This window comes from Kitasatospora sp. NA04385 (assembly GCF_013364235.1).
In the GTDB taxonomy this organism is placed as follows: domain Bacteria; phylum Actinomycetota; class Actinomycetes; order Streptomycetales; family Streptomycetaceae; genus Kitasatospora.
Genome location: NZ_CP054919.1, coordinates 2,335,788 through 2,361,322, shown reverse-complemented (window position 1 = coordinate 2,361,322; position 25,535 = coordinate 2,335,788). Strand labels below are relative to the sequence as shown.

Here is a 25,535-nt window from a genome sequence, read left to right as displayed (position 1 = left end):
CACCATCGTGACCACCGAGACCCCTTCGGTGGCCCAGCGTCTGGGCGGGGACCAGTTCCTCGCCCGGACGTTCGGCCGCAGCTACCACGTCGTACGCGGCAATACCGCGTCGGTCGCCGGTCTGGTGAGCTGGGATGACCTCAACGCCATCCTCACGCACCACCGGCTCGAAACCCCTCGGTTCCGCCTGGCCTCGGACGGTGAACCGGTGCCGGCCTTCCGCTACTCCCGGCCGGTGGTGACCCGCCGCAGCACCACCTGGCAGCGGCTCCAGACGGCAACGCTGCACGAGCAACTGGCCGACGGCGCCACGCTGGTGTTGGACGCGGTGGACGAACTGCACCCCGGCGTCGGCCGCCTGGCCAAGCACCTGGAGAACTGGCTCCGCACCGCCGTGCAGGTCAACCTGTACGGCTCCTGGACCGGTACCGAGGGCTTCGGCACGCACTGGGACGACCACGACGTGATCGTGGTCCAGCTCGACGGCGCGAAGCGCTGGAAGCTGTACGGTCCGACCCGCACCGCCCCGATGAGTCGTGATGTCGCCACGCCCGAAGAACCGCCGGAGCAGCCAGTGGCCGACCTCGTACTGACGGCCGGTGATGTGCTCTACCTGCCCCGCGGCTGGTGGCACGCCGTGGCCGCATCCGAAGGTCGGCACTCGCTGCACCTGACCTGCGGACTCCAGACCACCACTGGTGCCGACCTGATCACCTGGCTGTCCGAGATCCTGCGGGGTCACGAGGTCATCCGAACCGACGTGCCCCGGTTCGGTACCGAGGGCGAACAGCGCGAGTTCCTGGACCGGATCGCCAAGCTGGTGGCCGACGAGCTGGCCGGCCCGGACGTGATCACCCGCTTCCTCCTGGCCCGCGACGCGACGGAATCGGCCCGGCTGGCACCGTCGCTGCCATACGTCACCGGCATCCCGCCGCAGCCGGAGTTGCTGGTGCAACTGGTGGTCGCGCGGCCCCGGCTGGCGATTCTGCCGGATGGTGCCCCACAGCTGACGGCGGGTGGTGAGGAGTGGACGTTCACAGCCGAGGCGCTGCCGCTGCTCCAACTCCTCTTGGACGGCTCGTCGCACAGCCTGGGCAAACTGGCGGCGGTCGCCGGCCTTTCCGTCGAGCAGGTTGCCGGTGCGGTGAACGGACTCGTCAGCGGCCAGGTGGCCGCGGTGAGGACCACCCTGTGACAGCACAACTCGGCCTCGGAACGTACCGCTGCACCGATGTCGAACGGGCCGCCGTCATGGCGGCGGCCCACGCGGCCGACTGGATCGACACCGCTCCCAACTACGGCCGCGGTTCGGCCGAGGCAGCCCTGTTCCGGGTGCTGGGGGACAACCCGCAGGTCAGGGTCTCGACCAAAGTCGGGTTCATCCCGCGTCCGCTGCGTGGCACGGCGGTGAAGGACCAGGTGCTCGACGAGGTCGAGGCGGCCAGCGGCCACAGCCTGGCCCCGGAGTACATCGCCTGGCAGATCGAGTGCAGCCGGCGCGCGATGGGCCGTACGCCCGACGTGGTGTTCCTGCACAACCCTGAGCACCACTGCGAGCCCGACCAGGTCCGCAAACGGCTCTACGCCTCCTTCGCCGCGCTGGAGGAGGCGTGCGCTCGCCAGGCCATCGGCGGGTACGGAGTGGCTACCTGGAACGGGTTCTCCGACGGCGTGTTCGGCGTCCCGCTGCTGCTCGACCTGGCGACAAAGGCCGGGGGCCCGAACCACCACCTCAAGGCCATCCAGCTACCGCTGTCGTTGGTGAAGCTGAGAGCCATCGCGGAAGCGTTCGACGGCAGCGGGGTGCTCGCCGAGGCCCGGGCCGCCGGCTTGGACGTGTTCGCCTCCGCACCGCTGCACGGCGGTGAAGTGCCCAAGCTGGTCACCTCGCAGTTGGCCGAGCTGATCCGTCCCGGCAGCTCACCGGCTCAGGCCGGGTTGGCGGTCGTGGCGTCGGCCCCCGGTGTGCGGCGCGTGCTGCTGTCCACCGACCGCACGGGACACTGGATCGAAGCCATGTCCACCGTGGGCCGGCCGCCCGTGTCCGAAGCCGTACTGCGGAGGGTCGTCGATGTACTCGGTACCTGAGCCCGAAGCCGCCGACCGGATGCGCCGGGCCCACACCGACGCGGCTGCCCGGTTCCAGGCCAAGCCCGTTGGCAGCGCCGAGTCCTGGGGCTGGCGTGGTCGAACCCTGAGCCGGCTGGTGGCCACCCCGGTCGGCGACCGTTGGCTGCGGCTGGTCTGCGCGCCGGCCGACAAGGCCGAGGGCAAGCTCTGGGAAGGCCCGATGGCCGCCGAGCTGTCGATGCCGTCGAACCTGCCGCGGCCCCGTCTGCGCCGTCGACTCACTTGGACCAGCGGCGAACACGGCTACCTGGCTGAGCTGTACGACCCGGTGCCCCATCGCACGGTCACGGTGGATGGGCCGGTGCTCCGCGATGAGCCCGACCTCGATGCAGCCTGGTGGCTCGGGCTGGCCGGCGCGCTCGACAGCGTGGCCGGAGTCCGGACCGGCCGGGTGGCCGTCCGGCAGGAGTACCTGGATCGGGCAATGCCGCAGTTCCTCGGTGCGGCCGTCGACAGCAGGGCGCCGGCCTGGAGCACGGCCCACGGTGACCTGCATTGGGCCAACCTGACGGCACCCTCTCTGTCGATCCTCGACTGGGAAGGCTGGGGCCTGGCGCCTGCCGGCTTCGACGCCGCCATGCTGCACGCCTACTCGTTGCTCGTCCCTGAGACTGCCGCCCAGGTCCGCCACCAGCTCGGGCACCTGCTCCACACCCCGGCCGGCCGCTTCTCCGAGCTGGCGGCCATCACCATGCTGCTCCAGACCGTCCAGCGCGGAGACAACCTCGACCTGGAGAAGCCCCTGCGCGAACGGGCCTCGCTCCTGCTCGACACCGCGATCTGACGCACTTCCCGGATCAGCTGCCTCCGTCGGAGGGGGCACCGTTGCCGTGTCACCGGAAGGCGGCGCGGCGGGTGGCGCGGCGCAGGGTGCGCAGGAGGGGGCCGCCGACGGTGAGGCAGAGGACGGCGGTGAGGGCGGCGCGGGAGAGGTCCCAGCCGAGGGAGGTGGTGAGGCAGTAGAGGAGGAAGCGGGTGAGGTTGGCGGGGAGCGGGTCGCCGGGGACGAAGGAGATCGACAGGCCCAGGCCGCCGATGTAGGGCCAGCCCTGGAGGTTCATGACGGTGCCGTAGCCGACGGCGGCGAGGACGCCGTACCCGGCGAGCAGCAGCAGTTCGGCGCGGCCGCGCAGGCGGGCGGCGCCCGGGAGGAGGCCGGCGCCGAGGCAGACCCAGCCCATGGTGAGCATCTGGAACGGCAGCCAGGGGCCGACGCCGCCGGTGAGCAGGGCCGAGGCGAACATGGTGAGCGCGCCCAGGACGAAGCCGAAGCCCGGGCCGAGGGCCCGGCCGGCCAGCACCATCAGGAAGAACATCGGCTCCAGGCCGGCGGTGCCCGCGCCCAGCGGCCGCAGCGCGGCGCCGGCCGCGGCGAGCACGCCCAGCATCGCGACGGCCTTGGCGTCCAGGCCGGGGGCGCCGGTGGCGTCGCGGTTCTCGGAGAGCTGGGCGAACAGGACGGCCAGCAGCAGCGGCATCAGCAGGGCGAACAGCCAGGGCGCGTCGGCGGAGTGGCCGACCAGGTCGGAGGTGCGGGAGGCGAGCAGCGGCCAGCCGAAGGAGGCCACGCCGACCGCGGAGACCAGGCAGAGGAAGAGCAGCGAGCGCCGCCCGAGCGGGACGGGACGGTCCAGGGCGGGAGAGGGCGCGGGAGAAGGTGCGGGGGCGGTCGCGGGAGCGGGCGGGGTCATCGCGGCGGCTCCGGGGCGGGGGCCGTGAGGGCCGCGAGGGCGGCCGCCGCCTCGGGGACGGTGAGGTGCGGCGGGAGGATCTTCGCGGTCTGCGGGGCGAAGGTGGGCGAGGCGAGGACGACTTCGGGGGTCGGGCCGTCGGCGACGATCTCGCCCTCGGCCAGCACGGCGGTGCGGTGGGCGAGTTCGGCGGCGAGTTCGACGTCGTGGGTGGCGAGCAGGACGGCGTGGCCGTCGGCGGCGAGGCCGCGCAGGACGGTGACCAGGCGGGCCTTGGCGGCGTAGTCGAGGCCGCGGGTGGGCTCGTCGAGCAGCAGGACGGGCGGGCGGGCGGCCAGCACGACGGCCAGCGCGAGGGTGAGGCGCTGGCCCTCGGAGAGGTCGCGCGGGTGGCGGTCGTCGGCGACGCCGGGCAGCAGGTCGGCCAGCAGGGCGCGGCAGGTGCCGGGTTCGGCCCCGGCGTCCCGGTCGGCGGCGGCGCACTCCTCGGCGACGGTCTCCGCGTACAGCAGGTCGCGCGGGTCCTGCGGGACGAGCCCGACGGAGCGGATCAGCTCCTGGGGACGGGTCCGGTGCGGGGTGCGGCCGTCGACCCGGACGGTGCCGGAGGCGGGCGCGTGCAGGCCGACCAGGGTGCCGAGCAGGGTGGACTTCCCGGCGCCGTTGCGTCCCATCAGGGCGGTGATCTGCCCCGGGGCGAGGGCGAGTTCGACGCCGCGCAGGGCCGGGACGGCGCCCCGGGAGACCACCAGGCGGTTCGCGGTGGCGACCGGCTCGGCGGCGGGCGGGGCCGGCCGCGGCGCGGGGGCCGGGAGCCGGTCGCGCAGCGGGGCCGCCCGGCGGCGGGCGTCGCGGACGGTGAGCGGCAGCGGCGTCCAGCCCGCCAGCAGCCCGAGTTCGACCACCGGCGGCCGGACGGGCGAGCGGGCCATCAGCGCGGCCGGGTCGCCGAGGACGGGCGGCTCGCCCGAGCCGGGCAGCAGCAGCACCTGGTCGGCGTACTGGACGACCCGCTCCAGGCGGTGCTCGGACAGCAGCACGGTGGTGCCCAGGTCGTGCACCAGGCGCTGCAGGACGGCCAGCACCTCCTCGGCGGCGCCCGGGTCGAGCGCCGAGGTCGGCTCGTCCAGCACCAGCACCTTCGGGTGGACGGTCAGCACCGAGCCGATCGCCACCCGCTGCCGCTGCCCGCCGGAGAGCGAGGACAGCGCGCGGCCGCGCAGCTCGGCCAGGCCCAGCAGGTCGAGGGTCTCCTCGACCCGGCGGCGCATCACCGCCGGGGCCAGGCCCATCGACTCCATGCCGTAGGCGAGTTCCTCCTCGACGGTGTCGGTGACGAAGTGCGCCGCCGGGTCCTGCCCGACGGTGCCCACCACGTCCGCGAGGTCGCGCGGCCGGTGCTCGCGGGTGTCCCGCCCGGCCACCGTGACCCGGCCGGTCAGGGTGCCGCCGGTGAAGTGCGGCACCAGCCCGCAGACCGTCCCCAGCAGCGTCGACTTGCCGGAGCCGGACGGCCCGACCAGCAGGCACAACTCGCCCTCGGGAACGGTCAGGTCGACGCCGGACAGGGCGGGTGCGGACGCGCCGGCGTACTCCACGCCGACCTGCTCGAAAGTGATCACCGGGTGCTCCGGGGCGGGGTGGACGTGGGCGGGCAGGGGAGGGGATGTGGGGAGGGGACGGCAGGTGGGGCGGGGACGGCAGGTGGGGCGGGGAGGGCGAGCGGGGTGGACGTGGGCGGGCAGGGGAGGGCGAGCGGGGTGGACGTGGGCGGGCAGGGGACGGCGGGTGGGGCGGGGAGGGTGGGCGGGGCGGGGGCGGTCACCGGGTGCTCCGGGGCGGCTCGGGAGTGACGAAGGCGGGCAGCAGGCCGACCAGCGCGGCCAGTGCGGGCAGCAGCGGCAGGGTCGGGGCGGTCGGCGGGACGACGCTCGGGGCCAGCGCCCCCGGCCAGCGGCCCGAGTACCAGATCAGCGCGGCCGCGACCAGCGCCCCCGAGGCGGCCGTCAGCCACTCCGGCAGCGCCCACGGATCGGGCCGGTAGCGGGTGCGGGCCGAACGGCGGCCGCCCAGCACCAGGCCCGCCCCGGCCGCGGCGGCACCCGCCAGCAGCACCGGCAGCGCCCACGGGTGGGTGCCCGCGGTCAGCAGGCCGTACGTCGCCGAGCACACCGCCAGCAGCCCCGTCAGGGTCAGCGCCCCGGCCGTGCGCACCACCCGGCGCGGGACGGCCACCGTCCGGCCGAAACCGCGGGTGTCCATCGCCGCGGCCAGCGCCACCGAACGCTCCAACGCGCCCTCCAGCACCGGCAGTCCGACCGACAGCACCGCCCGCACCCCCCGGTCCGAGCGCCCGCGCAGCCGACGCGCCGCGCGCAGCCGCCGCACGTCCGCGACCAGGTTCGGCGCGAAGGTCAGCGCCACCACCGCCGCCACGCCCGCCTCGTACAGCGCGCCCGGCAGCGAGCGCAGCAGCCGCGACGGCGAGGCCAGCGCGTTCGCCGCGCCCACGCACGCCAGCAGCACCGCCAGCCGCAGCCCCTCGTACAGCGCGAACAGCACCCCCTCCAGCGTCACCGCGCCGCCCAGCCGGACGCCCTGCGCCCAGGCGGGCAGCGGGACCTGGGGCAGCGTGAACAGGACGTGGGTGCCGCCGACGGGGGAGCCCAGCAGCACCGCGAACACCATCCGGGCGGCCAGCACCAGCAGGCCCAGCCGCAGGAACGCCGCGTACGAGCGCGCCCAGGGGGCGTCGCCGCGCCGGGCCGCGACCACGAAACCCGCCACCGCCAGGATCAACAGCAGGAGCAGCGGGTTGGTGGTCCGGCTGGCCGCCGCGGCCAGGCCCAGCGACCACAGCCACCACGCCCCCGGGTGCAACTGCCGTGGCAGCGACCGGCTGTGCACGGCCGCCGAACGGCGCTGCGGGGGCGCTGCGGCGGGGGTGTCGGCGGGGGTGTCGGCGGCTGCGCGGGGCAGGCGGTGGACGGACATGCTCAGCGGGTGCGGCGGCGACGGGCCTGCCAGACCGCGCCCGCGCCCAGCAGGACCACCGCGCCGACACCGGCGAAAAGGCCCACGCTCGGGCCGCCGTCACCGTCCGAGCCGCCCGCCGCGGCGGTGGAGCCGCCGCCCGCCGCGACCTGCTCGCCGCAGCCCGCGTGCGGGTAGCCGGCGATCGCGCACAGCATCGCGCCGGAGTCGTAGCGCAGCGGCGCGGCGACCGCGGCCAGCACCTCGGCGGAGTTCGCCGCGGTCGGCACCGAGGCGCACACCGAGCGGGCGGCGGGCGGCTGTTCGCCGTTCGGGGCGTCCTGCGCGGTGCCGAAGTCCAGCACCACGGCGACCCGCTTGTGGCCGCCGTCGGGCGCGGTGTCCCGGCAGACCGAGGCGAAGTCGGGCGCCGGGCCGGGACGCGGCGTCTCCTGGCCGCCGTCCGGGCTCAGCACGAACCGCCAGCCGTCCACCGCCCCGTCCGCCGGCACGTTCCCGGCCGGGCCGACCTGCTGGTAGGCCCAGCCGTCGGTGCCGCCCTTCCAGAACGACCAGTAGCGGTACTCGGCGGCGGCGGAGGTACCGGCGGCCGGGCCGAGGAGGGCTGCGCAGGCGGCGAGGAGGGTGAGGACGGCGAGCGGGAAGAGAGGGAAGGGACGGCGGGAGAAGGGGGAGGGGCGGCGGTGGGCGCGGTGGCCGGTGGTGGCGGCGGAGGTGCCGGCGGCCGGGCGGGGGAGGGCTGCGCAGGCGGTGAGGGCGGCGAGTGGGAGGCGGGAGAAGGGGGAGGGGCGGCGGTGGGCGCGGTGGCCGGTGGTGGCGGCGGAGGTGCCGGCGGCCGGGTCGGGGAGGGCCGCGCAGGCGGTGAGGACGGCGAGTGGGAGGCGGGCGCCGGGGGAGGGGTGGCGCGGGGGGTGGCCGGTCATCGGGTCTGCTCCGGGTGGTCGTCGGCGGCCGGGGCCGGGGTGCCGTCGGTGGGCCGGAGCGCCTTCTGGCGGCGGCGGTTGAGGCTGAGCAGGACGACCACGACGACGCCGACGGCGAGCGCGAGGCCGAGCAGCCAGCCGGCCGAGAAGCCGCTGTTCTCGTCGGGTTCGGTGATGGCCGCGCCGGGGGCGCGGGTGGCCTGCGGGTCACCGGCGGCGGGGGCGGACTTCGGGGCGGGGCCGGAGTCGATCAGCAGCTGCACCAGGTTGGCGCCGCCGAAGTTGTACGGGTCGAGCTTGGCGGCGCGGGCGGTCAGCACCAGGGTGGCGGCGGCGGCCGGGTTGGTGCCGTCCTTGCCCTGGGCGGCCCACGGGTAGGCGTTACCGGCCAGCCAGTCGGCGGCGCTGGAAGCCTCGGCGGGGTGGCCGGAGGCGACCAGGCCGATGACCGTCCAGGCGGTGGAGTCGTAGGCGGGGGCGGCGGTGTCCGCGCCGGGGGTCTTGGCCACCAGGTGCTGGCCGTCGGCGGCGAGGCGGGCGGTCAGCCAGGCGGCGTCGGCCTCGGCGGAGTCGGCGTGCGCGACCGGCCCGGTGCCCTGGCCGCCGTCGCAGGCGAGTGCCTCGGGCGGGGCGTCCTTGCGGTCGGTGGTGGTGACCGGGAGGTGCCCGCCGGCGGCGGCGAGCAGGGCCTGCGCGGAGGCGATGGTGTCGGGGGCGGCCGGGACGCCCTCGGCGGGCTGGTAGAGGAAGGCGCCGCGCTGGTCGGCGGCGGTGGCGCAGCCGAGCTGGAAGGCGGCCAGGCCGTCCCAGCCGGAGCGGCCGTCGACAGTGACCCGCGCCGGGTCGAGGCCGGCCGCGAGCAGGCCGTTCAGCACCACGGCGGTGGAGTTGGCGTCGCCGGGCGCGCCCGGGTTGTACGCCCAGCTGCCGTCCGGGTTCTGGTGGGCGCGCAGCCAGTCGGTGGCGCGGGTGACGGGCTGCTGGTGGCCGCCGAGCGCGGTGAGCGCCTGGACGGCCATCGAGGTGGCGTTGGTGTCCTCGGCGGCGGGGGTGCACGGGGTGCCCTCGGCCCGGTACGAGGGCCAGCCGCCGTCCTCGCACTGCTGGCCCAGCAGCCACTGCACGGCGGCCTCGGCGGGTTCGACCTGCTGCTGCCGGAGCGCGATCAGCGCCAGCGACTGCCGCCACACCCCGTCGTACTGCGGGTCGCCCTTGCCGTACAGCCCGGCGGGCACGCCCGAGGACGGGGACGGCGAGGCGGCGGCGGAGGTGCCGGTGGCCGCCGGGGAGGCGGTGTCGGCGAGCGCGGGCGCGGCGGCGGCGCCGGCGAGCAGGGCGCCGGCGAGCACGGCGGCGCCCAGGCGGGCAGCGGTCGGCATGGGGTGGAGCCTTTCGGTGAGCGGTCGCAGCGGGCCGGGGCGCGCCCCGGGTTTTCGCCCGTAGACCCACGACGGAGGAGGGCCGCTCGCCTCCGGCCGGGCAGTCCGACTGCGCCGCGCCCCGGCGGTGCGGGGGCGGCTCACGGTTGCGGGTCAGCGCCGGAATCGCACCGGCTTCCCCCGGCCTCGGAGGCGGATGTGGAGTTGTCGCGGCGCCGGACGGGGCCGGGCCGCGCCCCACGACTCTAGCCCGGGGCCGGCACCCCGCCGGAGGCAGGTGGTGGAACCCGTTGCAGTTCCGGCCGCTCGCCGGGCCCCGCCGGGGCGGGGGCCAGCAGCCGGGCGGCGGTGTGCAGGTCGGCCCGGACCTCGGCCAGCGAGGCCCGCCCGGACAGCCACACCAGCAGGGTCGCGTGCCAGGTGTGGACGACCACCCGCAGCGCCGCCTGCTGGTCGGCGGTGGGCGGATCGGGCAGCCGGGCGGCGGTCAGCACGATGGCGCCGGTGAGCTGGACGACCTCGTCCACCTCGGAGCCCACCGAGCGGTCCGCGAAGGACAGCGCCCGCACCATGGCCTCCGCCAGCCGGGGTTCGCGCTGCAGCGCGTGGAAGGCGGCGGTGAGCGCCTCGGCGACCCGGGCCGCCGGGTCCGCGCCGGTCGGCGGGCGGCGCCGGACCTGCTCCTGCAGGCGCTCCAACTGCTCGCGCATCACCGCGACCAACAGGTGCACCTTGGACGGGAAGTACCGGTACAGGGTGCCGAGCGCGACCTGCGCGCCCTCCGCGACCTCGCGCATCTGCACCGCCTCGTACCCGCCCCGGGCGGCCAGCGCGGTGGCCGAGCGCAGGATGCCCCGGCGGCGCTCGGCCTGGCGGGGCGTCAGCGGCCCGTCGGCGGCGGTGGCGGTCACGGGGGCACTCCAGGGGCGGTGGGACACGGGGCGGCGCAGCGTGGTGCGAATCACCCGCCGGGGCTCCTGACGACAAGCTACGGGCCGGTAATCTTCGAGGTCCCTCGTTGTTCACTTTCTCCAACGACGAGCCCGCACCGCTGTGAAACGTGATCTACTTTACCGGTCGGCGGCCGCCTCCGTCGCCGGTCCCGGTGAGCACCGAAGAATGGGGACTGGGGATGACCGCTGTGTCGCCGCCGCCGCTGCGGATCGCCCTGCTGTCGTACCGCGGCGACCCGTTCTGCGGCGGCCAGGGCGTGTACGTGCGCCACCTGTCGCGGGAGCTGGCCCGGCTCGGCCACCACGTCGACGTGATCGGCGCCCAGCCGTACCCGGTGCTCGACGAGGTCGAGGGCCCCGGCTCGGTCCGCCTGGTCGAACTGCCCGGCCTCGACCTGTACCGCGCCGACGACCCGTTCCGCACCCCCGCCGCCGACGAGTTCCGCGGCCCGGTCGACCTGCTGGAGTACGCGGTGATGCGCACCGGCGGCTTCCCCGAGCCGCTGGCCTTCTCGCTGCGCGCCCGCGCCTTCCTGGCCCGCCGCAAGGGCCGCTACGACGTGGTGCACGACAACCAGACCCTCGGCTACGGCCTGCTCGGCCTGGCCCGGCACGGCTTCCCGCTGGTCACCACCGTCCACCACCCCGTCACCGTGGACCGGCGGCTGGAGATCGACGCGGCCCGCACCCGGCTGGAGCGGCTCGGCAAGCGCCGCTGGTACGCCTTCACCCGGATGCAGCGCCGGGTCGCCGCCCGGCTGGAGCACGTCATCACCGTCTCGGAGAGCTCGAAGGCCGAGATCGCCGAGCACCTCGGCACCGCGCCCGGCGCCGTCTCGGTCGTCCCGATCGGCGCCGACACCCGGCTGTGGTCGCCGTCCGCCGCCACCGCCCGCGTCCCCGGCCGGATCGTCACCACCTCCAGCGCCGACGTCCCGCTCAAGGGCCTGGTCCACCTGGTCGAGGCGCTCGCCAAGGTCCGCACCGAGCGGGACGCGCACCTGGTGGTGGTCGGCAAGCCGCAGAAGGAGGACGGGCCGGTCACCGCGGCGGTGCGCCGCTTCGGCCTGGAGGGGCACATCGAGTTCCGCACCGGCCTGAGCGACGCCGAACTCGTCGAGCTGTACCGCTCCGCCGAGGCCGCCTGCGTCCCCTCGCTGTACGAGGGCTTCTCGCTGCCCGCCGCCGAGGCGATGGCCACCGCCACCCCGCTGGTCGCCACCACCGGCGGCGCCATCCCCGAGGTCGCCGGACCGGACGGGGTCAGCTGCCTCGCGGTGCCGCCGGGCGACGCGGGCGCGCTGGCCGCCGCGCTCGGCCGGCTGCTGGACGACCCCGGCCTGCGCGAGCGGCTCGGCGCCGCCGGGCGCGAGCGCGTCCTGGCCCGGTTCACCTGGGCCCGGGCCGCCGAACTCACCGCCGAGCGCTACCGGGCCGCGATCGCCACCGGCGCCGGCGCCGCGGCCCGCTCCGGCCCCGGCTGGCGCTACGTCGCCTGACGCAGCGCCGGCTGACGCCCCGTCGGCCGACGCCCCGTCCGGTGACGGACGGCCAACCCCCCGGTACCACCCCCTTCGTGAATGGGAGCCCCGCAGTGCTGACCGTCGATTTCTCCCGCTTCCCGCTCGCCCCCGGCGACCGGGTGCTCGACCTGGGCTGCGGCGGCGGCCGGCACGCGTTCGAGTGCTACCGGCGCGGCGCCAACGTGGTCGCCCTGGACCAGAACGCCGAGGAGATCGCCGAGGTCCGCAAGTGGTTCGCCGCGATGGAGGAGGCCGGCGAGGCCCCCGCCGGGGCCAGCGCCACCGCCGTGGAGGGCGACGCGCTCCACCTGCCCTTCGAGGACGGCACCTTCGACCGGATCATCATCTCCGAGGTGATGGAGCACATCCCCGACGACGAGGGCGTGCTCGCCGAGATGGTCCGCGTCCTCAAGCCCGGCGGGCTGCTCGCCGTCACCGTGCCCCGCTACCTGCCCGAGAAGATCTGCTGGGCGCTGTCCGACGAGTACCACGAGGTCGAGGGCGGCCACATCCGGATCTACAAGGGCGACGAACTCGTCGGGAAGGTCCGGGAGGCCGGCCTCACCCCGTACGGCACCCACCACGCGCACGCCCTGCACGCCCCCTACTGGTGGATCAAGTGCGCGGTCGGCGTCGACAACGACAAGGCGCTGCCGGTGCGCGCCTACCACCGGCTGCTGGTGTGGGACATCGTCGGCACCCCCGTCATCTCCACCCTCACCAAGGCCGCCGAGAAGGCCCTCAACCCCGTCCTCGGCAAGTCCTTCGTGGTCTACGCCAGCAAGCCGCACGAGCTCGAGGCCCGCGCGTGACGGCCGCCGTCCCCGCCGCCCTGCTGCTCGACGGCGTCCTGGACGCCGCGCAGGCCGCCGACACCGTCCGCTCGATCCTCGCCCACCAGCAGCCCGACGGCGCGATCCCCTGGTTCCACGGCGGCCACCTCGACCCCTGGGACCACACCGAGGCCGCGATGGCCCTCGACACCGCCGGCGAGCACGCCGCCGCCGAAGCCGCCTACCGCTGGCTCGCCGACCGGCAGAACCCCGACGGCTCCTGGTACGCCGCCTACGCCTACGGACAGCCCGGCACCGCCGACGGCACCGCCACCGACCTCGCCCGCGAGACCAACTTCTGCGCGTACGTCGCCGTCGGCGCCTGGCACCACCACCTGTCCACCGGCGACGACGGCTTCCTCGAACGGATCTGGCCCACCGTCAGCCGCGCCCTCGACCACACCGTCCGGCTCAGCCTCCCCGGCGGCGCCATCGCCTGGCGCCAGGACGAGGACGGCACCGCCGCCACCGAAGCGCTGCTCACCGGCTCCTGCTCGATCCTGCACGCCCTGCGCTGCGGACTCGCCGTCGCCGACCACCTCGACCGGCCGCAGCCCGACTGGGAGCTCGCCGCCGGACTCCTCCGGCACGCCATCGCCCGCCACCCCGAGCGGTTCCTCGACAAGGGCCGCTACTCCATGGACTGGTACTACCCCGTCCTCGGCACCGCCCTGCGCGGCCAGGACGCGGAGCGCCGGATCGCCGCCGACTGGGACCGCTTCGTCGTGCCCGGCCTCGGCGTCCGCTGCGTCAGCGACCGCCCCTGGGTCACCGGCGGCGAGAGCGCCGAACTCGCCCTCGCCCTGTGGGCCGCCGGACAGTCCGACCGGGCCGTCGAGATCCTCCGCTGGATCCAGCACCTGCGGCACGAGGACGGCTCCTACTGGACCGGCTACGTCTACGAGGACCACGCCGTCTGGCCCGAGGAGCGCACCACCTGGACCGCCGGCGCCCTGCTGCTCGCCGTCGCCGCCCTCGGCGGCGACCACGCGACGGTCAGCGTCTTCGGCGGCGAGCACCTGCCGGCGGGGCTGGCGGTCAACGACTGCTGCTAGACGGGCGGTCCCGAAGCCGGCCAGCGGCCGTGGGCGGCCGGTGAGCGGGTGAGGGGCCGGCGTACGGTGCTGCGGGGGGCCCGTCCCGCGCCCTCCCCCGCAGGACGGCGTTCACCGCTCACGACGGCACCCCCACCCGCTGCCAGTCGGCATACCCGCAGGTACTTCCCCGCAGGGGCCGCCCACCGCACCGGGAAGTACCTGCGGGTATGCCGACCCGGGCTTCCGCCACGCCACCGTCGTGGTGGACAATCCGACCGGCTCCACCTACCGCGTGACCCTGCCGGGCGGGACGTGGACCAAGGTCCTGGACACCACCGGCGCCGTCTCCGCCACCGGCAACGCCTGCGGCAGCCTGGCGGCGACCGTCTTCAGGAAGTCCTGACACCGGGCCCGGTCGGGTCGCCGCGGCGACCCGACGCCGAAGGGTCCGCCCCTCCCGGTGGAGGGGCGGACCCTTCGGTGCGGCGGTGGATCAGCCGCGCTGGATGCCGTTGGTGTCGTTCAGCAGGCCGTGGGTGCCGTCCGGGAGCTGGGCGACGAGCCCGGCGCCGCGCTGGTCGACGGCCAGGTACCAGGTGCCCGGGACGAGCTCGCCGACCGGCGGGGCGGCCGGGTTGTCCTTGTTGGCGAGCTGGCGCACCGCCGGGACGGCGAACCAGAACGGCGAGAACGGGCCGCCGGACTGCGCCGGGACCTGCTCCTGGACGGCCGGCTGCACCGCGGTGGGCAGCGGGGCGACCGCGGCGGCGGCCGCGGACGGCGCCGGGGCGGACTGGGCGGCCTGCGGGAAGCCGTAGCCGCCCGGGGCCGGCTGGGCCTGCACCGGGGGCTGCTGCTGGCCGGGGAACGACTGCTGCGGGGCGCCCGGGTAGCCGTAGGCGCCGGGAGCGCCCTGCTGCTGGCCGCCGTAGCCCGGGTACTGCTGGCCGACGGCCGGGGCACCCGGGGTGCCCGAGGTCAGCGGGGCCTGGAGGGCCGGCAGCGCGCGGCCGGCGATCACGATGCCGCCCATGACCAGCAGGCAGACCAGGGCGATCCAGGCGCCGGCGCCGATGTTCAGCTCGATGCCGCTGACCTTGGTGTAGCCGCCCAGCGACCACAGCATGTCCCACAGGGCGATCACGATCGCGGCGCTGCCCCACTGGTCGAGGCGCAGCCCGATGAACTCCTTGTTGCCCAGCGTCGCCTTCTGCAGGCGGGCCAGCAGGATCAGCACGGCACCGATGATGCCGAGCAGGAAGACCGACTGGAGGACCGGGAAGAAGTCCGACTCCCAGGCGTTGGCGGAGTTGTCCAGACCCCTGCAGCCGAGCGCGCCGCAGTCGACGCTGCGGTACGGCAGGAAGGACGAAATCAGGAGCAATACGGCCGCACCGGCGACGGCGGCGTCTCCCCTGGTGAGAGCGCGCAGATTCACTGACGTTCCCCTCATTGGTGTAGTCGTGGTCGGCGGGCGGTTGACCGGGCCCCCGTGGTACCGGGTCGGTACGACGGGGCAAAAGCCTAGAGCCAAGGCGACGCCGCGTGCACGGCACCCTCCGGATCCGCACCGAATCGGTACGGAAGGGGGGTGCCGGAAATCAGGGTGCTGCGGGGGTGTGACAGGGGTGGAGCGGAGGGCGGACGCGGTGGTTCACCCGGTGAGATAGCTGGTCAGGGCGTCCGCGAGGGCCTGGGCGGCACGCTGGCGCCACTGCGGATCGGACATGCGCCCGGCGTCGCCGGAGTTGCGCATGTTGCCGCATTCGATGAACACCTTCGGTACCTTTGACAGGTTCAGCCCACCGAGGTCGCTGCGGGTGTCCAGGCCCTCCCGGCCGATGTAGCTGGAGTAGGGCTCGCCGGTGCCCGACTTGAAGGCGTCGCGCAGCAGCACCCCCAGCCGGTGCGAGGGGTCGACGATGGCGGAGGTGTCGGCCGCCCCGTCGACCACCCGGGCGGGCATGATCACGTGGAAGCCGGTGCCGGAGGACGGCGCGCCGTCCGCGTGCACCGAGACCGCGGCGTCCGCCCGGGCCTCGTTGCCGATCCGGGCGCGCTCGTCGATGCACGGTCCCCAGGGGCGGTCGCCGTCCTGGGTGAGCACCACCTTCGCGCCCCGGTCCTGGAGGAGCTGCCGGGCCCGGTGCACCACGTCGAGGGTGAAGTCGGCCTCCGGGTAGCCGGCGTTGGTCTCGGTGCCCGTGGTGTCGCACTCCTTGCGGCTGTTGCCGATGTCCACCTTGCGGTTGATCTCGGTGGCGTGCCCGGCGTTGGCCGGGTTGTGGCCCGGGTCGAGCAGCACCGTCCGCCCGGCCAGCGGCTTCGGGCCCCCGCTCGGCGAGGCCGGTGCCGAGGACTCCGGGGCGGCCGCGGCGGACTGCGCCGACCCGGACGGGCTCCCGGGGGCCGCCGCGGGGGAGCCGCTCTCCGCGTCGCCCCCCACCTGCTCGCCCCCCACCTGGTCGCCCTCCGCGAAGCTCGGCGTGCGCGGCGCCGAGGCGTGCGGGCTCACGTCCCGCGAGCTGTTGGCCACGGCCTGCCAGCCCAGCCAGCCGATCAGGCACACCGGCAGCACCACGGCCGCGGCCTTCGCGGCCGGCCGCCAGCGGGCGGCCCGCCGCGCCGGGTCGGCGGACGGGTCCGGGTCCTGCGGGCCGTCGGGACGGACGTGGTGCGGGGTGGTACGGCCAGTCACGTGTTCCTCAGATCCTGTCCCCGGTACGGGGCGTCAGCCCGTACTGCTGGGCGATCGGTTTCCACTTCGCGGAGAAGTCCTGCTTCGCCTGGGTGGCCTTCGGGTTGAGGTCGTTGGCGCGGGCGAGGTCGGCCCCGCCGGGCGCCTGGTTGTTGGTGCAGCCCTTCTCCGAGACGGTGCGGGCCCAGGCCGCGTACGCCCGGTCGATGTCCGCGGAGGTCTGCCAGGCCGTCCGCAGCGAGGCCACCGCCGCGTCGCCGCCCGGCAGGCTGTCGGTCTTCAGCCCGGACAGCTGGGCCAGCAGCGCCTCGCGCTGCTGGGCGCCGGTGTCGAAGACCTGCGCGGCGCTGTCGACCTCCGCCTTGGCCGGGCAGCTGCGCACCTTCGCCACCGCGTTGGCGATCGGCGCCTTGGCGTTCTCGCCGTCGCCGAGCAGCGAGTCCAGCGCCTTCGCCTGGGCCTCCGCCTGCGGGCCCGCCGACGGCGAGCCGGACGCGGAGGCCGACGGGGACGCGGAGGCCGAGGCGGAGGCCGACGGCGCGCTGTCCTGGCTGCCGGCACCGGCGCTGTCGCCGCCCGCACTCGGCTGCGCCACCGTCGGGTTGGCGCTGTCCTTGGCGGCCGGGGCGTCCTTCGAGCCGCTGTTCTGCAGCACCAGCACCACGGCGCCGCCGATCAGCAGCACCAGGGCCACGGCCGCGCCGATCAGCAGCGGGGTGCGGCGGCGGCGCGGGTCGTCCTCGTAGTCGAACTCCGGCTCCTGGTAGGAGCCGTAGCCGCCCGGCTGGTTGTTGAACTGCTGGCCGCCGAAGCCCTGGTTCCCGCCGAAGGAGGGTCCTCCGGCGGGCGGTGGCGGGGTGAAGCCGGGCTGGCCGCCGAAGGTCTGCGGCTGCTGCGGGGGGAAGGGTTGCTGTTGGCCGCCGAAGCCCTGGTCGCCGCCGAAGGAGGGCCCTCCGCCGGGGGGCGGGGGCGTGAAGCCGGGCTGGCCGCCGAAGGTCTGCTGCTGCTGCTGCGGCTGCTGCTGGGGTTGTTGCGGGGGGAAGGGTTGCTGTTGGCCGCCGAAGCCCTGGTTCCCGCCGAAGGAGGGCCCTCCGCCGGGGGGCGGGGGCGTGAAGCCGGGCTGGCCGCCGAAGGTCTGCTGCTGCGGCTGTTGCGGCTGTTGCGGCTGTTGCGGCTGCTGGGCGGTCGGCGGCGGGACGGGAGCGGCCGGGGCGACCGGGCCGGGCGGGATCGGCGGTAGCGGGATCGCGGTGGTGGGCGGCCCCGCCGCAGCCGGGTCGTCCGCCACCGGCCGGCGGACCCAGCCGCCCGCGCCGTTGTTCGCGGTGGGGTCCCAGACCGCCCTCGCGGCACTGCCCTGTTCCGTCATGCCCTGTCCTCGCCCCCAACTGAACCGGTACCGCACCGGGTGGCCGGTGCCCCTGCGCCGAACGGGCCGCTCCCCGGACGGGCCGTTCGTCGTCTGCCGCCGACACCGTACCGGCCGCCGGCGGGGGCGGTCACGGCGGATCGGCAACGCGTCGTGGTGGGGACGACGCCGCAGCGGCGTCGATCGTTCCCGCCCGGGGCCGCGGAACCCGGGCCCGGACGGGGGCGCGGTCCGCCCGGCGGACGGTCAGCCGGACACCGCGGCCGGGCGGCGCAGCACCCGCAGCGAGCCGGTCACCGACACCTCCTCGAAGCCCTCGGCGAGCGCCCGCAGGTACACCCGGTACGGGGCCTGGCCGCCGTCCGCCGGGTCCGGGAAGACGTCGTGCACCACCAGCAGGCCGTCCGCGGCCAGGTGCGGCACCCAGCCCTCGTAGTCGCCGGTGGCGTGCTCGTCGGTGTGCCCGCCGTCCACGAACACCAGGGCCAGCCGGCCCTGCCACACCGCCGCGACCTGCGGCGACCGCCCGACCAGCGCCACCACGTGCTGCTCCAGACCGGCCGCGTGCAGGGTGCGGCGGAACCGCGGCAGGGTGTCCATCAGGCCGACCTCCGGGTCGACCAGGGACGGGTCGTGGTACTCCCAGCCGGGCTGCTGCTCCTCGGAGCCGCGGTGGTGGTCGACGGTCAGCGCGACCGTCCCGGCCCGGCGGGCCGCGTCCGCCAGCAGGACCGCCGAGCGCCCGCAGTACGTGCCGATCTCCAGCACCGGCAGGCCGGTGCGCCCGGCCGCGTCCAGCGCCGCCGCGTACAGCGCCAGGCCCTCGTCCTCCGGCATGAAGCCGGTGGCGGCCCGGAACGCGGCCAGGACCTGCGGGTCCGGGACCTGAGCGGTGGGGGTGGGGTCGGACATCGGGCGCTCCTGCCGGGCCGGGGGTGACTGCCCAGGACCCTACTGGATGGTAGGAACGCCGCCGGTGCGACCCGGGCGGGACGGTTACCGCAGCTCGGCGGCGATCCGGGCCCGGCTCGGGGCGAGCTCCGCCTCGATCGCGGCGGCCCGCCCGGCGTCCAGCACCAGCGGGGGACGGTCGGCCGGCGGGGCCGAGGCCAGCAGCCGCAGCCGTAGGTAGGTCGGCGGGTGCGAGGGGTCGGACGCCGACCCCTCCCGCTCGGACAGCCGCATCCGGCGCTCCACCTCGGTCGGCGGGACGGAGCGGACGGCCTCGGCCAGCGCCTCCCACAGGTCCGGCGCCGGGTTCGCGGCCGCCGCCGCCCGGGCCGCCCGGCCGCCGGCCCGGGGCAGGGTGCGCTGCCGGGTCAGCGCCGCCTCCAGGGTGGGCGCGCTGGACAGCGCCCGCAGCATGCCCTGCGCGTCCTGCGGGGAGGTGAGCCGCGCGGCCATCAGGTCGGCCCGGTGCTCGGCGGCCTGCCCGCTGCGCAGGTGCAGCCGGTGCATCAGCTCCGTCAGCGCCCGGACCCCGAGGTGGACCGCGCCCAGCACCAGGTTGACGGCGGCGGAGGCGAGGGCGACGGCCAGGTTGGCGTGCGAGGCGTTCCGGCGCGACGGCCGGGTCAGCCCGTGCCACCCGGCCAGCGCGCCGACGGCGGAGCCCGTCCACACCCCGCGCCGGGCGTCGCCGTTCACGCAGTGCCCGATCTCGTGCCCGAGCAGCGCGACCCGCTGCTGCCGGGTGAGCACCGTCCACAGCGGCAGGCCGATCGCCAACTGCCGGTGGCGGCGCAGCCCGTAGGTGCCGAAGGAGGCGTTGAAGGCGGAGGTCACCGCGATCGAGTCCACCGCCGGGGCGCCCAGCTCCGCCGCGACCCGGTCGACCAGCTCGTACAGCGCCGGGGCATCCTGCCGGGACAGCACCCCGGAGCGCTCCGGGCGGCCCAGCCGCGGGCGCAGCACGAACGCCACCGCCAGCACGACCGCGCCCAGCACCCGGGCCGGCCAGCTCGCCACCGGCCACCCGGCCAGCAGCCCCACCCCGAGCGCCAGCACCGCCAGCGACACCAGGTGCACCAGCCCCGCGAGCAGGAACGCCCCCACCGACGCGCCGTGCCGCAGTTCGGACCCGCCCTCCTCGACCAGCCGGAACACCCGCTCGCTGCGGGCCCTGACCTCCCGCCGCCGCTCCTCCGCGCGGCGCAGCGCCCGCTCGGCCCGGCGCCGGGCCCGCGGCGGGAGGCCGTCGGCGGACGGGCGGGGCGGCAGCAGGTTCCACTCGCAGGACGGGCACCAGGCGGGGAAGCGCGGGTCCGCGCTCTGCGGCGCACCGCACCCGGGGCAGGGGGGAACGGCCGGGGCGGCCGCTGCGGCGTCGTTGAGCTGCGGGTTCGCGGTCGGGGAGGGGGTTTCGGAGAGTGACACGGCGGCGGATCCTGCCACATCCGGCGACCGGGAGGGAAGCGCTTTCCCGCACCGCCGCCGCTCCGCCCCCGCACTGTCGCCGCCGCACCGGTCGGTCCGGTGGGCGCGGGGCATGCGCTATACAGGGACGGCCGTGGTGGAACGCGTTCCACCAGGTGCCGCCACCGGCGGCCGACCACCCTGGGAGCAGCCCCGTGCGCGCAGCGATCCTGCAGCAGACCGGACAGGACGCCCTGGACGTCCGCGACGACGTCGAGGCGGTCGGCTTCGGGCCGGGAAAGGTGCGGATCCGGATCCGGGCCGCCAGCCTCTGCCACTCCGACCTGTCCGCGATGGCCGGGGTCCTGCCGCAGCCCGCCCCGTTCGTGCCGGGCCACGAGGGCGCCGGCGAGGTGCTCGAGGTCGGCGCGGGCGTCACCGGCCTCGCCCCCGGCGACCGGGTGGTGCTCTGCTGGATGCCGCCCTGCGGCCGCTGCCCCGCCTGCCGGGCCGGCCGCACCCACCTGTGCACCGCCTCGATCCGCCGCCTGACCACCCCCGGCTTCCGGATCGGCGGCGCCACCGACGCGTACGGCTTCTACAGCACCGGCGCGTTCGCCGAGGAGGTCGTGGTCGCCGCCGACGCCGCCCTCCCGGTGCCCGCCGACCTGCCCTTCGAACTCGCCGCCCTGATCGGCTGCGGCGTCACCACCGGGCTCGGCGCGGTCGTCAACACCGCCCGGGTCCGGCCCGGCGAGACGGTCGCCGTGATCGGCGCGGGCGGCGTCGGCGTCGCCGCCGTCCAGGGCGCGCGGATCAGCGGAGCCGCCCGGATCACCGTCGTCGACCCCGTCGCCTCCCGGCGCGAGCGGGCCCTCGGCCTCGGCGCCACCGACGCCGTCGCCCCCGAGCAACTCAAGTCCGCCGCGCGCGAGTTGCCCGCCGGAGGCTACGACCACGTGTTCGAGGCGGTCGGCCGGGCCGACACCGTCCGGGCCGGCTACGACGCGGCCCGGCGCGGCGGCGCCGTCGTGGTGATCGGCGCCGGAGCCCGGGACGACCAGGTCTCCTTCAGCATGGGCGAACTCTTCTTCAACGAGAAGCGGCTGCTGCCCTCGATGTACGGCGGCGGCGACGTCCGCCGCACCGTCGACCTGGCGATCGAGCTGTGGCGCGCCGGCCGGCTCGACCTGGCCGGGATGGTCACCCACCGGCTGCCGCTGGAACGCGTCAACGAGGCGATCGGGCAGATGCGGGCCGGCGAGGCGCTGCGCACCGTCCTGCTCACGGACTGACCCGGTCGGCGGCCGACAGCCGACAGCTGGCGACCGGCGCCCCCGGTTCCCGTCAGGACGGTGACGGGGCGGGGGCGCCGGGCGGGTGCGGTGTGGTCTCTCTCCCGGGCCTCTCCGGGCCCTCCTGCGCGGTGGCCGGAGGGTCAGCGGCGGTGCCGCCCGTGCGGGTCCGCCTCCGGGGCGTCGTCGCTGGCGGTGGTTCCCCGGTGCCGGCCGTGCGCCCCGCCGTCGGCGGTCTCGTCGGCGCCCGGCGCGCGGTGGCCGTGCTCGGTGCTGTCGTCGATGGACTCGGACATCAGGTCAGTCTTCTCCGTGCGAAGGAAGCGGTCGTGGCCAGTGCCGCCGCAGGAATCCGGGCAGCACACGACCGGCCGTCGCGCAGCGGCCCGCACGGGGCCGCGACGACGGCCGAACATCATCGGAGCCTACCGAAACCCCAGCCGGGCGCACGGTGAACCTCCGCACGGGGCCGCAACGGCCGGAGAGCCCCGCCGGGGCCGCCGCGGGTGCAGTGCCGTCGGCGGCGCCCTCACCGGGCCTCCACGTACGCGTCCGTCGAACAGCAGGCCCGGTAGAACGGCGAGAGCACCTGGAGGTCGGCGTGGGTGGCCAGGAGCGGGCCCGCCGCGTCCAGCAGCAGGACGCGGTCGGCGCGCACCGCCGAGCCGATCCGGTGCGCGATCACCACCAGGGTGCCGGGGCGGGCCGCGAACGCCTCCTCGGCGCGGCGCTCGGCCTCCGCGTCCAGGTGGCAGGTGGCCTCGTCCAGCACGACGACCGGCGCGGGGGAGAGGAACGTCCGGGTCAGGGCCAGCAGTTGGCGCTCCCCGGCGGACAGCGCGGCCGGATCGGCGATCAGGCCGTCCGGCCCGCCGAGCCGGGCCAGCAGCCGGGACGAGCCCACCCGGTGCGCGGCGACGGCCAGTTCGGTGTCGGAGCACCCGCCGGACGGCCAGCACAGGTTCTCCCGGACGGTCCCCGCGAAGACGTACGCCTCCTGCGGGACGAGCGCCAACCGGGCCGCCCGGACCGGCCCGGGCAGCGCCGCCGGATCCAGGCCGCCGACCAGCACCCGGCCCTCGTCCGGGACCAGCAGCCCGGCCAGCAGCGCCGCCAGGGTCGACTTCCCCGCGCCGCTCGGACCGACCACCGCCAGGTGCGCGCCCGGCCGGAGGTCGAACCGCACCCCGTCCAGCACCGGCCGGGCCCCCCGCGCCCGGGCGAACCGCAGCCCCCGCACGCTCAGCGAGCCGTCACCCGGCGGCACCGGAGCGGACGCCGCCGACGGCACCGCCGGGGCGGTCGGTGCGGGGCAGGCCGCCGTCAACCGGTCCAGCACCACCGCCAGGTCCAGCAGCCAACTGCCCAGCATCCCGGCCAGGGCCCGCACCGCGGGCTCCAACTGCTGCAACAGGTAGGTCGCCACCCCGAGCACCTGGCCCGCCGACAGCCAGCCCCGGCCGACCATCCACGGCGCCGCGCAGACCACCGCCAGCAGCGGCAGCCGCCCGCCCACCGCCACCGCCAGCGACCGGGCCGCCGCCGCCCGGCCGACCGCCCGCACCGCCGCGCCCTGCGCCTCCACCAGCGCCGACAGGTGCGCCGACACCCGCTGCTGCGCCCCGCACGCCGCCACGTCCCGCAGCCCGGCGAACACCCGGCCCGCCTCGGCCGCGATCCGCTCGTCCGCCAGCACCACCGCCCGGCGGCGCGCCACCAGCGGCCCCAGCAGCCGGACGAACAGCGCCCCCGACAGCAGCAGCGGCACCAGCACCAGCGGCAGCACCGCCGGAGCCAGCAGCCCCAGACCCAGCAGCGCCGCCAGCAGCCCGAACCCCACCCCGCGCGCACTGCGCAGCAGCGTCGCGGTCAACTGCCGCGCGGACTCCACCTGTTCGGTGATCCGGGCGATCTCCGCCGGACCGTCCGGGTCCGGCCGCGACAGCGCCCCGTGCACCACCCGCGCCACCAGGGCGTCCCGCAGCGGCTCCACCACCTCCGCGAGGTGCGGGAACACCGCCCGCGCCGCGAGGGCGCGCAGCGCCGTCACCGCACCCAGCGCCCCCAGCCAGGCGAAACCGGCCCCCGGACGCCCCGCCAGGAACCCCCGGTCGGCCGCCGCCGCCACCAGCAGCCCCGAGCACAGCGCCGGCAGCGCCTCCACCGCCGACCACCCCGCCAACCCCCACACCGCCCGCCGGGGCACCGCCGCCGCCAACTCCCGCAGCCCCCGCCCGCCCAGCGCCCGCCGATGCCGCCCCACGAAAACCGCTCCTCGCGCCGTGTGCCGTGTGCCGTGTGCCGTGTGCCGTGATACCGAACCGGAGCCGATGCGCGCTCCGGCAGTGAACCGCCCGCAGACCCGGGCGCGCCGTTCCCGCCGAGCCCTTGAACGCGCCCTCTGCTACCGGGGCCGGGCTTCCAGGGCCGCGCCCGCGAGCGTCGTCCGGTAGGCCGGGTCGGCCAGCAGCTCGGCGTGGGTGGAGATCGCGCGGACCCGGCCGCCGTCCAGCCAGACCACCCGTTCGGCCCGGGCCGCGACCGCCGCGCGGTGGGTGACGACCAGGCGGGTGCGGCCCCGGGTGGACTCGTGCAGGGCCCGGTCCACCTGGTGCTCGGTCGCCGCGTCCAGACTGGACGTCGCGTCGTCGAGCACCACCACCCGGGCGTTCCCGGCCAGCAGCCTGGCCAGCCCGAGACGCTGCAACTCGCCGCCGGAGAGCCGGAGTTCACCCACCGGGGTACGGCCGCCGTGCGGCAGCCGGGACAGGAAGCCGTCCGCCCGGGCCGCCGCCAGCGCCGCCTGGTCCGCGCCCTCCAGCGCCTCGTCCAGGGACGGCCCGATCAGCAGCGGCCGCTCGAAGGCGTAGCCGACCGCGCGGCGGCGCTCCGCGACCGACAGGGCCGCCACCGGCACCCCGTCGACCAGCACCTCCCCGCCGTCCGGCAGCCGGAGGCCCCCCGCCAGCGCGGCCAGCAGCGACTTGCCCGACCCCGAGCGCCCCACCACCGCGACCGTCGCGCCGCCCGGCACCACCAGCTCCAGCGGGCCGAACACCACCGCGCCCCCGTCGTCCCGCACCAGCACCGAACGGAACACCAACTCGCCGGGACCGTCCGGCAGTTCACGCCCACCCGGGCCCGGGCCCGGCAGCTCGTCGACCTCCCGCACCCGGGCCAGCCCGGCCCGCGCGTGCGCCACCCCCACCAGGGCCTCCACCTGCTCGAAGAAGCCCAGCCCCAGCGCCGCCCACCCCGCCGCCGCCGCGAACGCCCCCGCCGGCAGCCGCCCCGCCGCCACCAGCTGGCCCGCCGTCCCCAGCACCGTCAGCTCCACCGCCGCCACCAGCAGCGTCACCTGACCCACCGTCCGGCGCTGCGCCCGCCACAACGCCCGCCCCGCGTCCCCCAGTTCGGGCAGCACCCCGAGCACCCGGGCCGCCTCCCGCCGCTGCGCCCCCGCCGCCCGCACCGTCCGGACCCCCGCCAGCGCGTCCGCCAACCGGTCGGCCAGTCGCCCCTGCGCCTCCTGGTAGCGGACGAACACGTCCTCCGCCGTCCGCATGAACAGCCGCACCAGCACCACCCCCGGCAGCACCCCCGCGAAGAACGCCGCCGCCAGCCACGGCGACAGCAGCCCCAGCCCCAGCACCGCCCCCGCCGAGGTCACCAGCGCCGTCGCCGCCCCCAGCCGGGCCGCCCGCGCCGCCCCCGCGTCCGCCGCCGCACCCACCAGCCGGGCCGTCAGGTCGCCCGGCCCCGGCCGCTCCCCGCACGACCGCTCCACCGCCGACGGGAACGGGCGCAGCCCCAGCACCCGCCGCACCAGCGCCCCGCGCAGCCCCACGGTGTCCGCCGCCGTGCAGGCCGGCCCGCCACCGCGGCCAGCGCCGACGCCGCCGCGCCCACCGCCAGCACCGCCGCCAACCCCCCGACCGCCCACCCCGCCGCACGGCCCGCCAGCACCGCGTCCAGCACCACCCCCGCCACCCCCGGCAGGGCCAGCGTCGCCGCCGCCTCCAGCGGCACCGACACCGTCAGCGCGACCGACGACCCACGCACGAGAACTCTCCTGGTCAACAAGGGGCGAACGAGCAGGACGGACGGCCGGGAGGGCCGTGCCCGCCCCCGCGGACGGGGACGGACACGGCCCGGTCGGGACGACCCGGGTCAGCTGACGGTGAAGATCAGACAGGTCAGGATCAGACAGGTGAACTGGCACCCGCCGCCGTGGCCGCCCAGCTCCACCGACTCCAGCTCCGGCAGCTCCTGCAGGGCCGCGAGGTCGGTCTCGAACGCGCTCGTGTGCTCCATGGTGTTTCCCTCCCTGTGGTTCCCGCCGGACACGGACGCGC

The 25,535-nt window shown here is 76.6% G+C and carries 24 protein-coding genes; 8 read left to right on the top strand and 16 right to left on the bottom strand.

Translation table 11 applies throughout. The annotated features are described in order from the left end of the window. Positions 1-7 precede the first annotated feature (7 nt). The 3 genes from HUT16_RS10250 to HUT16_RS10240 are packed head-to-tail and all read left to right on the top strand — an operon-like array spanning position 8 to position 2,914. Positions 8-1,195, top strand: a complete 1,188-nt coding sequence (locus tag HUT16_RS10250; protein WP_176187579.1) for a cupin domain-containing protein — start codon at positions 8-10, stop codon at positions 1,193-1,195. Beyond that, on the top strand, positions 1,192-2,088 hold the full coding sequence (locus tag HUT16_RS10245; RefSeq protein ID WP_176187577.1) for an aldo/keto reductase: 897 nt from the start codon (positions 1,192-1,194) through the stop codon (positions 2,086-2,088). Before HUT16_RS10250 ends, HUT16_RS10245 begins: the two co-directional genes overlap by 4 nt. Beyond that, complete coding sequence (locus tag HUT16_RS10240) at positions 2,072-2,914, top strand: hypothetical protein (RefSeq protein WP_176187575.1); 843 nt, start codon at positions 2,072-2,074, stop codon at positions 2,912-2,914. The genes HUT16_RS10245 and HUT16_RS10240 overlap by 17 nt, the downstream gene beginning before the upstream one ends. A gap of 49 nt (positions 2,915-2,963) precedes the next feature. On the opposite strand, the gene HUT16_RS10235 is transcribed toward HUT16_RS10240, so the two are convergent. The 6 genes from HUT16_RS10235 to HUT16_RS10210 form a co-directional block, all read right to left on the bottom strand. Continuing rightward, entirely contained in the window at positions 2,964-3,821 is an 858-nt protein-coding gene (locus HUT16_RS10235) for an ECF transporter S component (RefSeq protein WP_176187573.1), read from the bottom strand. Next, positions 3,818-5,443 carry an ABC transporter ATP-binding protein gene (locus HUT16_RS10230; RefSeq protein ID WP_176187571.1) on the bottom strand — a complete coding sequence of 542 codons (1,626 nt, stop codon included), beginning with the start codon at positions 5,441-5,443 and terminating at the stop codon, positions 3,818-3,820. Before HUT16_RS10230 ends, HUT16_RS10235 begins: the two co-directional genes overlap by 4 nt. Positions 5,444-5,642: 199 nt before the next feature. Continuing rightward, positions 5,643-6,815 (bottom strand): energy-coupling factor transporter transmembrane component T, encoded by a 1,173-nt coding sequence (locus HUT16_RS10225; protein WP_217712049.1) that lies wholly within the window; start codon positions 6,813-6,815, stop codon positions 5,643-5,645. Between the two features lie 2 nt (positions 6,816-6,817). Next, a complete protein-coding gene (locus tag HUT16_RS10220) occupies positions 6,818-7,738 on the bottom strand; it encodes an SCO2322 family protein (RefSeq protein ID WP_368662679.1) in 921 nt (306 codons plus the stop codon). Continuing rightward, the gene (locus HUT16_RS10215) at positions 7,735-9,117 is read right to left on the bottom strand and encodes a prenyltransferase/squalene oxidase repeat-containing protein (RefSeq protein WP_176187569.1); all 1,383 of its coding nucleotides are present in this window, start codon (positions 9,115-9,117) and stop codon (positions 7,735-7,737) included. The genes HUT16_RS10220 and HUT16_RS10215 overlap by 4 nt, the downstream gene beginning before the upstream one ends. Positions 9,118-9,362: 245 nt before the next feature. Then, positions 9,363-10,028 (bottom strand): TetR family transcriptional regulator, encoded by a 666-nt coding sequence (locus tag HUT16_RS10210; protein ID WP_176187567.1) that lies wholly within the window; start codon positions 10,026-10,028, stop codon positions 9,363-9,365. A gap of 221 nt (positions 10,029-10,249) precedes the next feature. Here HUT16_RS10210 and HUT16_RS10205 point away from each other — a divergent pair, with 221 nt between their 5' ends. The 4 genes from HUT16_RS10205 to HUT16_RS10190 all read left to right on the top strand — a co-directional run bounded on the left by HUT16_RS10205 (position 10,250) and on the right by HUT16_RS10190 (position 13,866). Beyond that, complete coding sequence (locus HUT16_RS10205; protein WP_176187565.1) at positions 10,250-11,569, top strand: glycosyltransferase family 4 protein; 1,320 nt, start codon at positions 10,250-10,252, stop codon at positions 11,567-11,569. A 95-nt stretch (positions 11,570-11,664) separates the two neighbouring features. After that, on the top strand, positions 11,665-12,405 hold the full coding sequence (locus tag HUT16_RS10200; protein ID WP_176187563.1) for a class I SAM-dependent methyltransferase: 741 nt from the start codon (positions 11,665-11,667) through the stop codon (positions 12,403-12,405). Further along, the gene (locus tag HUT16_RS10195; protein ID WP_176187561.1) at positions 12,402-13,481 is read left to right on the top strand and encodes a prenyltransferase/squalene oxidase repeat-containing protein; all 1,080 of its coding nucleotides are present in this window, start codon (positions 12,402-12,404) and stop codon (positions 13,479-13,481) included. Before HUT16_RS10200 ends, HUT16_RS10195 begins: the two co-directional genes overlap by 4 nt. Positions 13,482-13,722: 241 nt before the next feature. After that, positions 13,723-13,866 (top strand): hypothetical protein, encoded by a 144-nt coding sequence (locus HUT16_RS10190; RefSeq protein ID WP_217712048.1) that lies wholly within the window; start codon positions 13,723-13,725, stop codon positions 13,864-13,866. A gap of 90 nt (positions 13,867-13,956) precedes the next feature. Here HUT16_RS10190 and HUT16_RS10185 read toward each other — a convergent pair whose 3' ends face one another. From HUT16_RS10185 to HUT16_RS39195, 5 genes are all read right to left on the bottom strand, one after another. Next, the gene (locus HUT16_RS10185) at positions 13,957-14,847 is read right to left on the bottom strand and encodes a hypothetical protein (protein ID WP_368662678.1); all 891 of its coding nucleotides are present in this window, start codon (positions 14,845-14,847) and stop codon (positions 13,957-13,959) included. Positions 14,848-15,117: 270 nt separating this feature from the next. Continuing rightward, on the bottom strand, positions 15,118-16,161 hold the full coding sequence (locus HUT16_RS10180) for an N-acetylmuramoyl-L-alanine amidase (RefSeq protein WP_176187555.1): 1,044 nt from the start codon (positions 16,159-16,161) through the stop codon (positions 15,118-15,120). A 7-nt stretch (positions 16,162-16,168) separates the two neighbouring features. Continuing rightward, entirely contained in the window at positions 16,169-17,530 is a 1,362-nt protein-coding gene (locus HUT16_RS10175) for a hypothetical protein (protein ID WP_176187553.1), read from the bottom strand. A gap of 246 nt (positions 17,531-17,776) precedes the next feature. After that, positions 17,777-18,442: a class I SAM-dependent methyltransferase gene (locus HUT16_RS10170; RefSeq protein WP_176187551.1), complete on the bottom strand. Its 666-nt coding sequence runs from the start codon at positions 18,440-18,442 to the stop codon at positions 17,777-17,779. Between the two features lie 84 nt (positions 18,443-18,526). Next, entirely contained in the window at positions 18,527-19,906 is a 1,380-nt protein-coding gene (locus HUT16_RS39195; protein ID WP_176187549.1) for a M48 family metallopeptidase, read from the bottom strand. A 194-nt stretch (positions 19,907-20,100) separates the two neighbouring features. On the opposite strand from HUT16_RS39195, the gene HUT16_RS10160 reads away from it, so the two are divergent. Continuing rightward, positions 20,101-21,180, top strand: a complete 1,080-nt coding sequence (locus HUT16_RS10160) for an alcohol dehydrogenase catalytic domain-containing protein (protein ID WP_176187547.1) — start codon at positions 20,101-20,103, stop codon at positions 21,178-21,180. A gap of 143 nt (positions 21,181-21,323) precedes the next feature. Here the strand turns inward: HUT16_RS10160 and HUT16_RS10155 are convergent, their stop codons facing one another. The 5 genes from HUT16_RS10155 to HUT16_RS10135 form a co-directional block, all read right to left on the bottom strand. Then, on the bottom strand, positions 21,324-21,476 hold the full coding sequence (locus HUT16_RS10155; protein WP_176184162.1) for a hypothetical protein: 153 nt from the start codon (positions 21,474-21,476) through the stop codon (positions 21,324-21,326). Between the two features lie 233 nt (positions 21,477-21,709). Further along, positions 21,710-23,443 carry an ABC transporter ATP-binding protein gene (locus HUT16_RS10150; protein ID WP_176187545.1) on the bottom strand — a complete coding sequence of 578 codons (1,734 nt, stop codon included), beginning with the start codon at positions 23,441-23,443 and terminating at the stop codon, positions 21,710-21,712. A gap of 141 nt (positions 23,444-23,584) precedes the next feature. Next, positions 23,585-25,027 carry an ABC transporter ATP-binding protein gene (locus tag HUT16_RS10145; protein WP_176187543.1) on the bottom strand — a complete coding sequence of 481 codons (1,443 nt, stop codon included), beginning with the start codon at positions 25,025-25,027 and terminating at the stop codon, positions 23,585-23,587. After that, a complete protein-coding gene (locus HUT16_RS10140) occupies positions 24,925-25,242 on the bottom strand; it encodes a hypothetical protein (protein WP_176187541.1) in 318 nt (105 codons plus the stop codon). Before HUT16_RS10140 ends, HUT16_RS10145 begins: the two co-directional genes overlap by 103 nt. 108 nt (positions 25,243-25,350) lie before the next feature. After that, complete coding sequence (locus tag HUT16_RS10135; RefSeq protein WP_176187539.1) at positions 25,351-25,494, bottom strand: VenA family class IV lanthipeptide; 144 nt, start codon at positions 25,492-25,494, stop codon at positions 25,351-25,353. Positions 25,495-25,535: the final 41 nt, after the last annotated feature.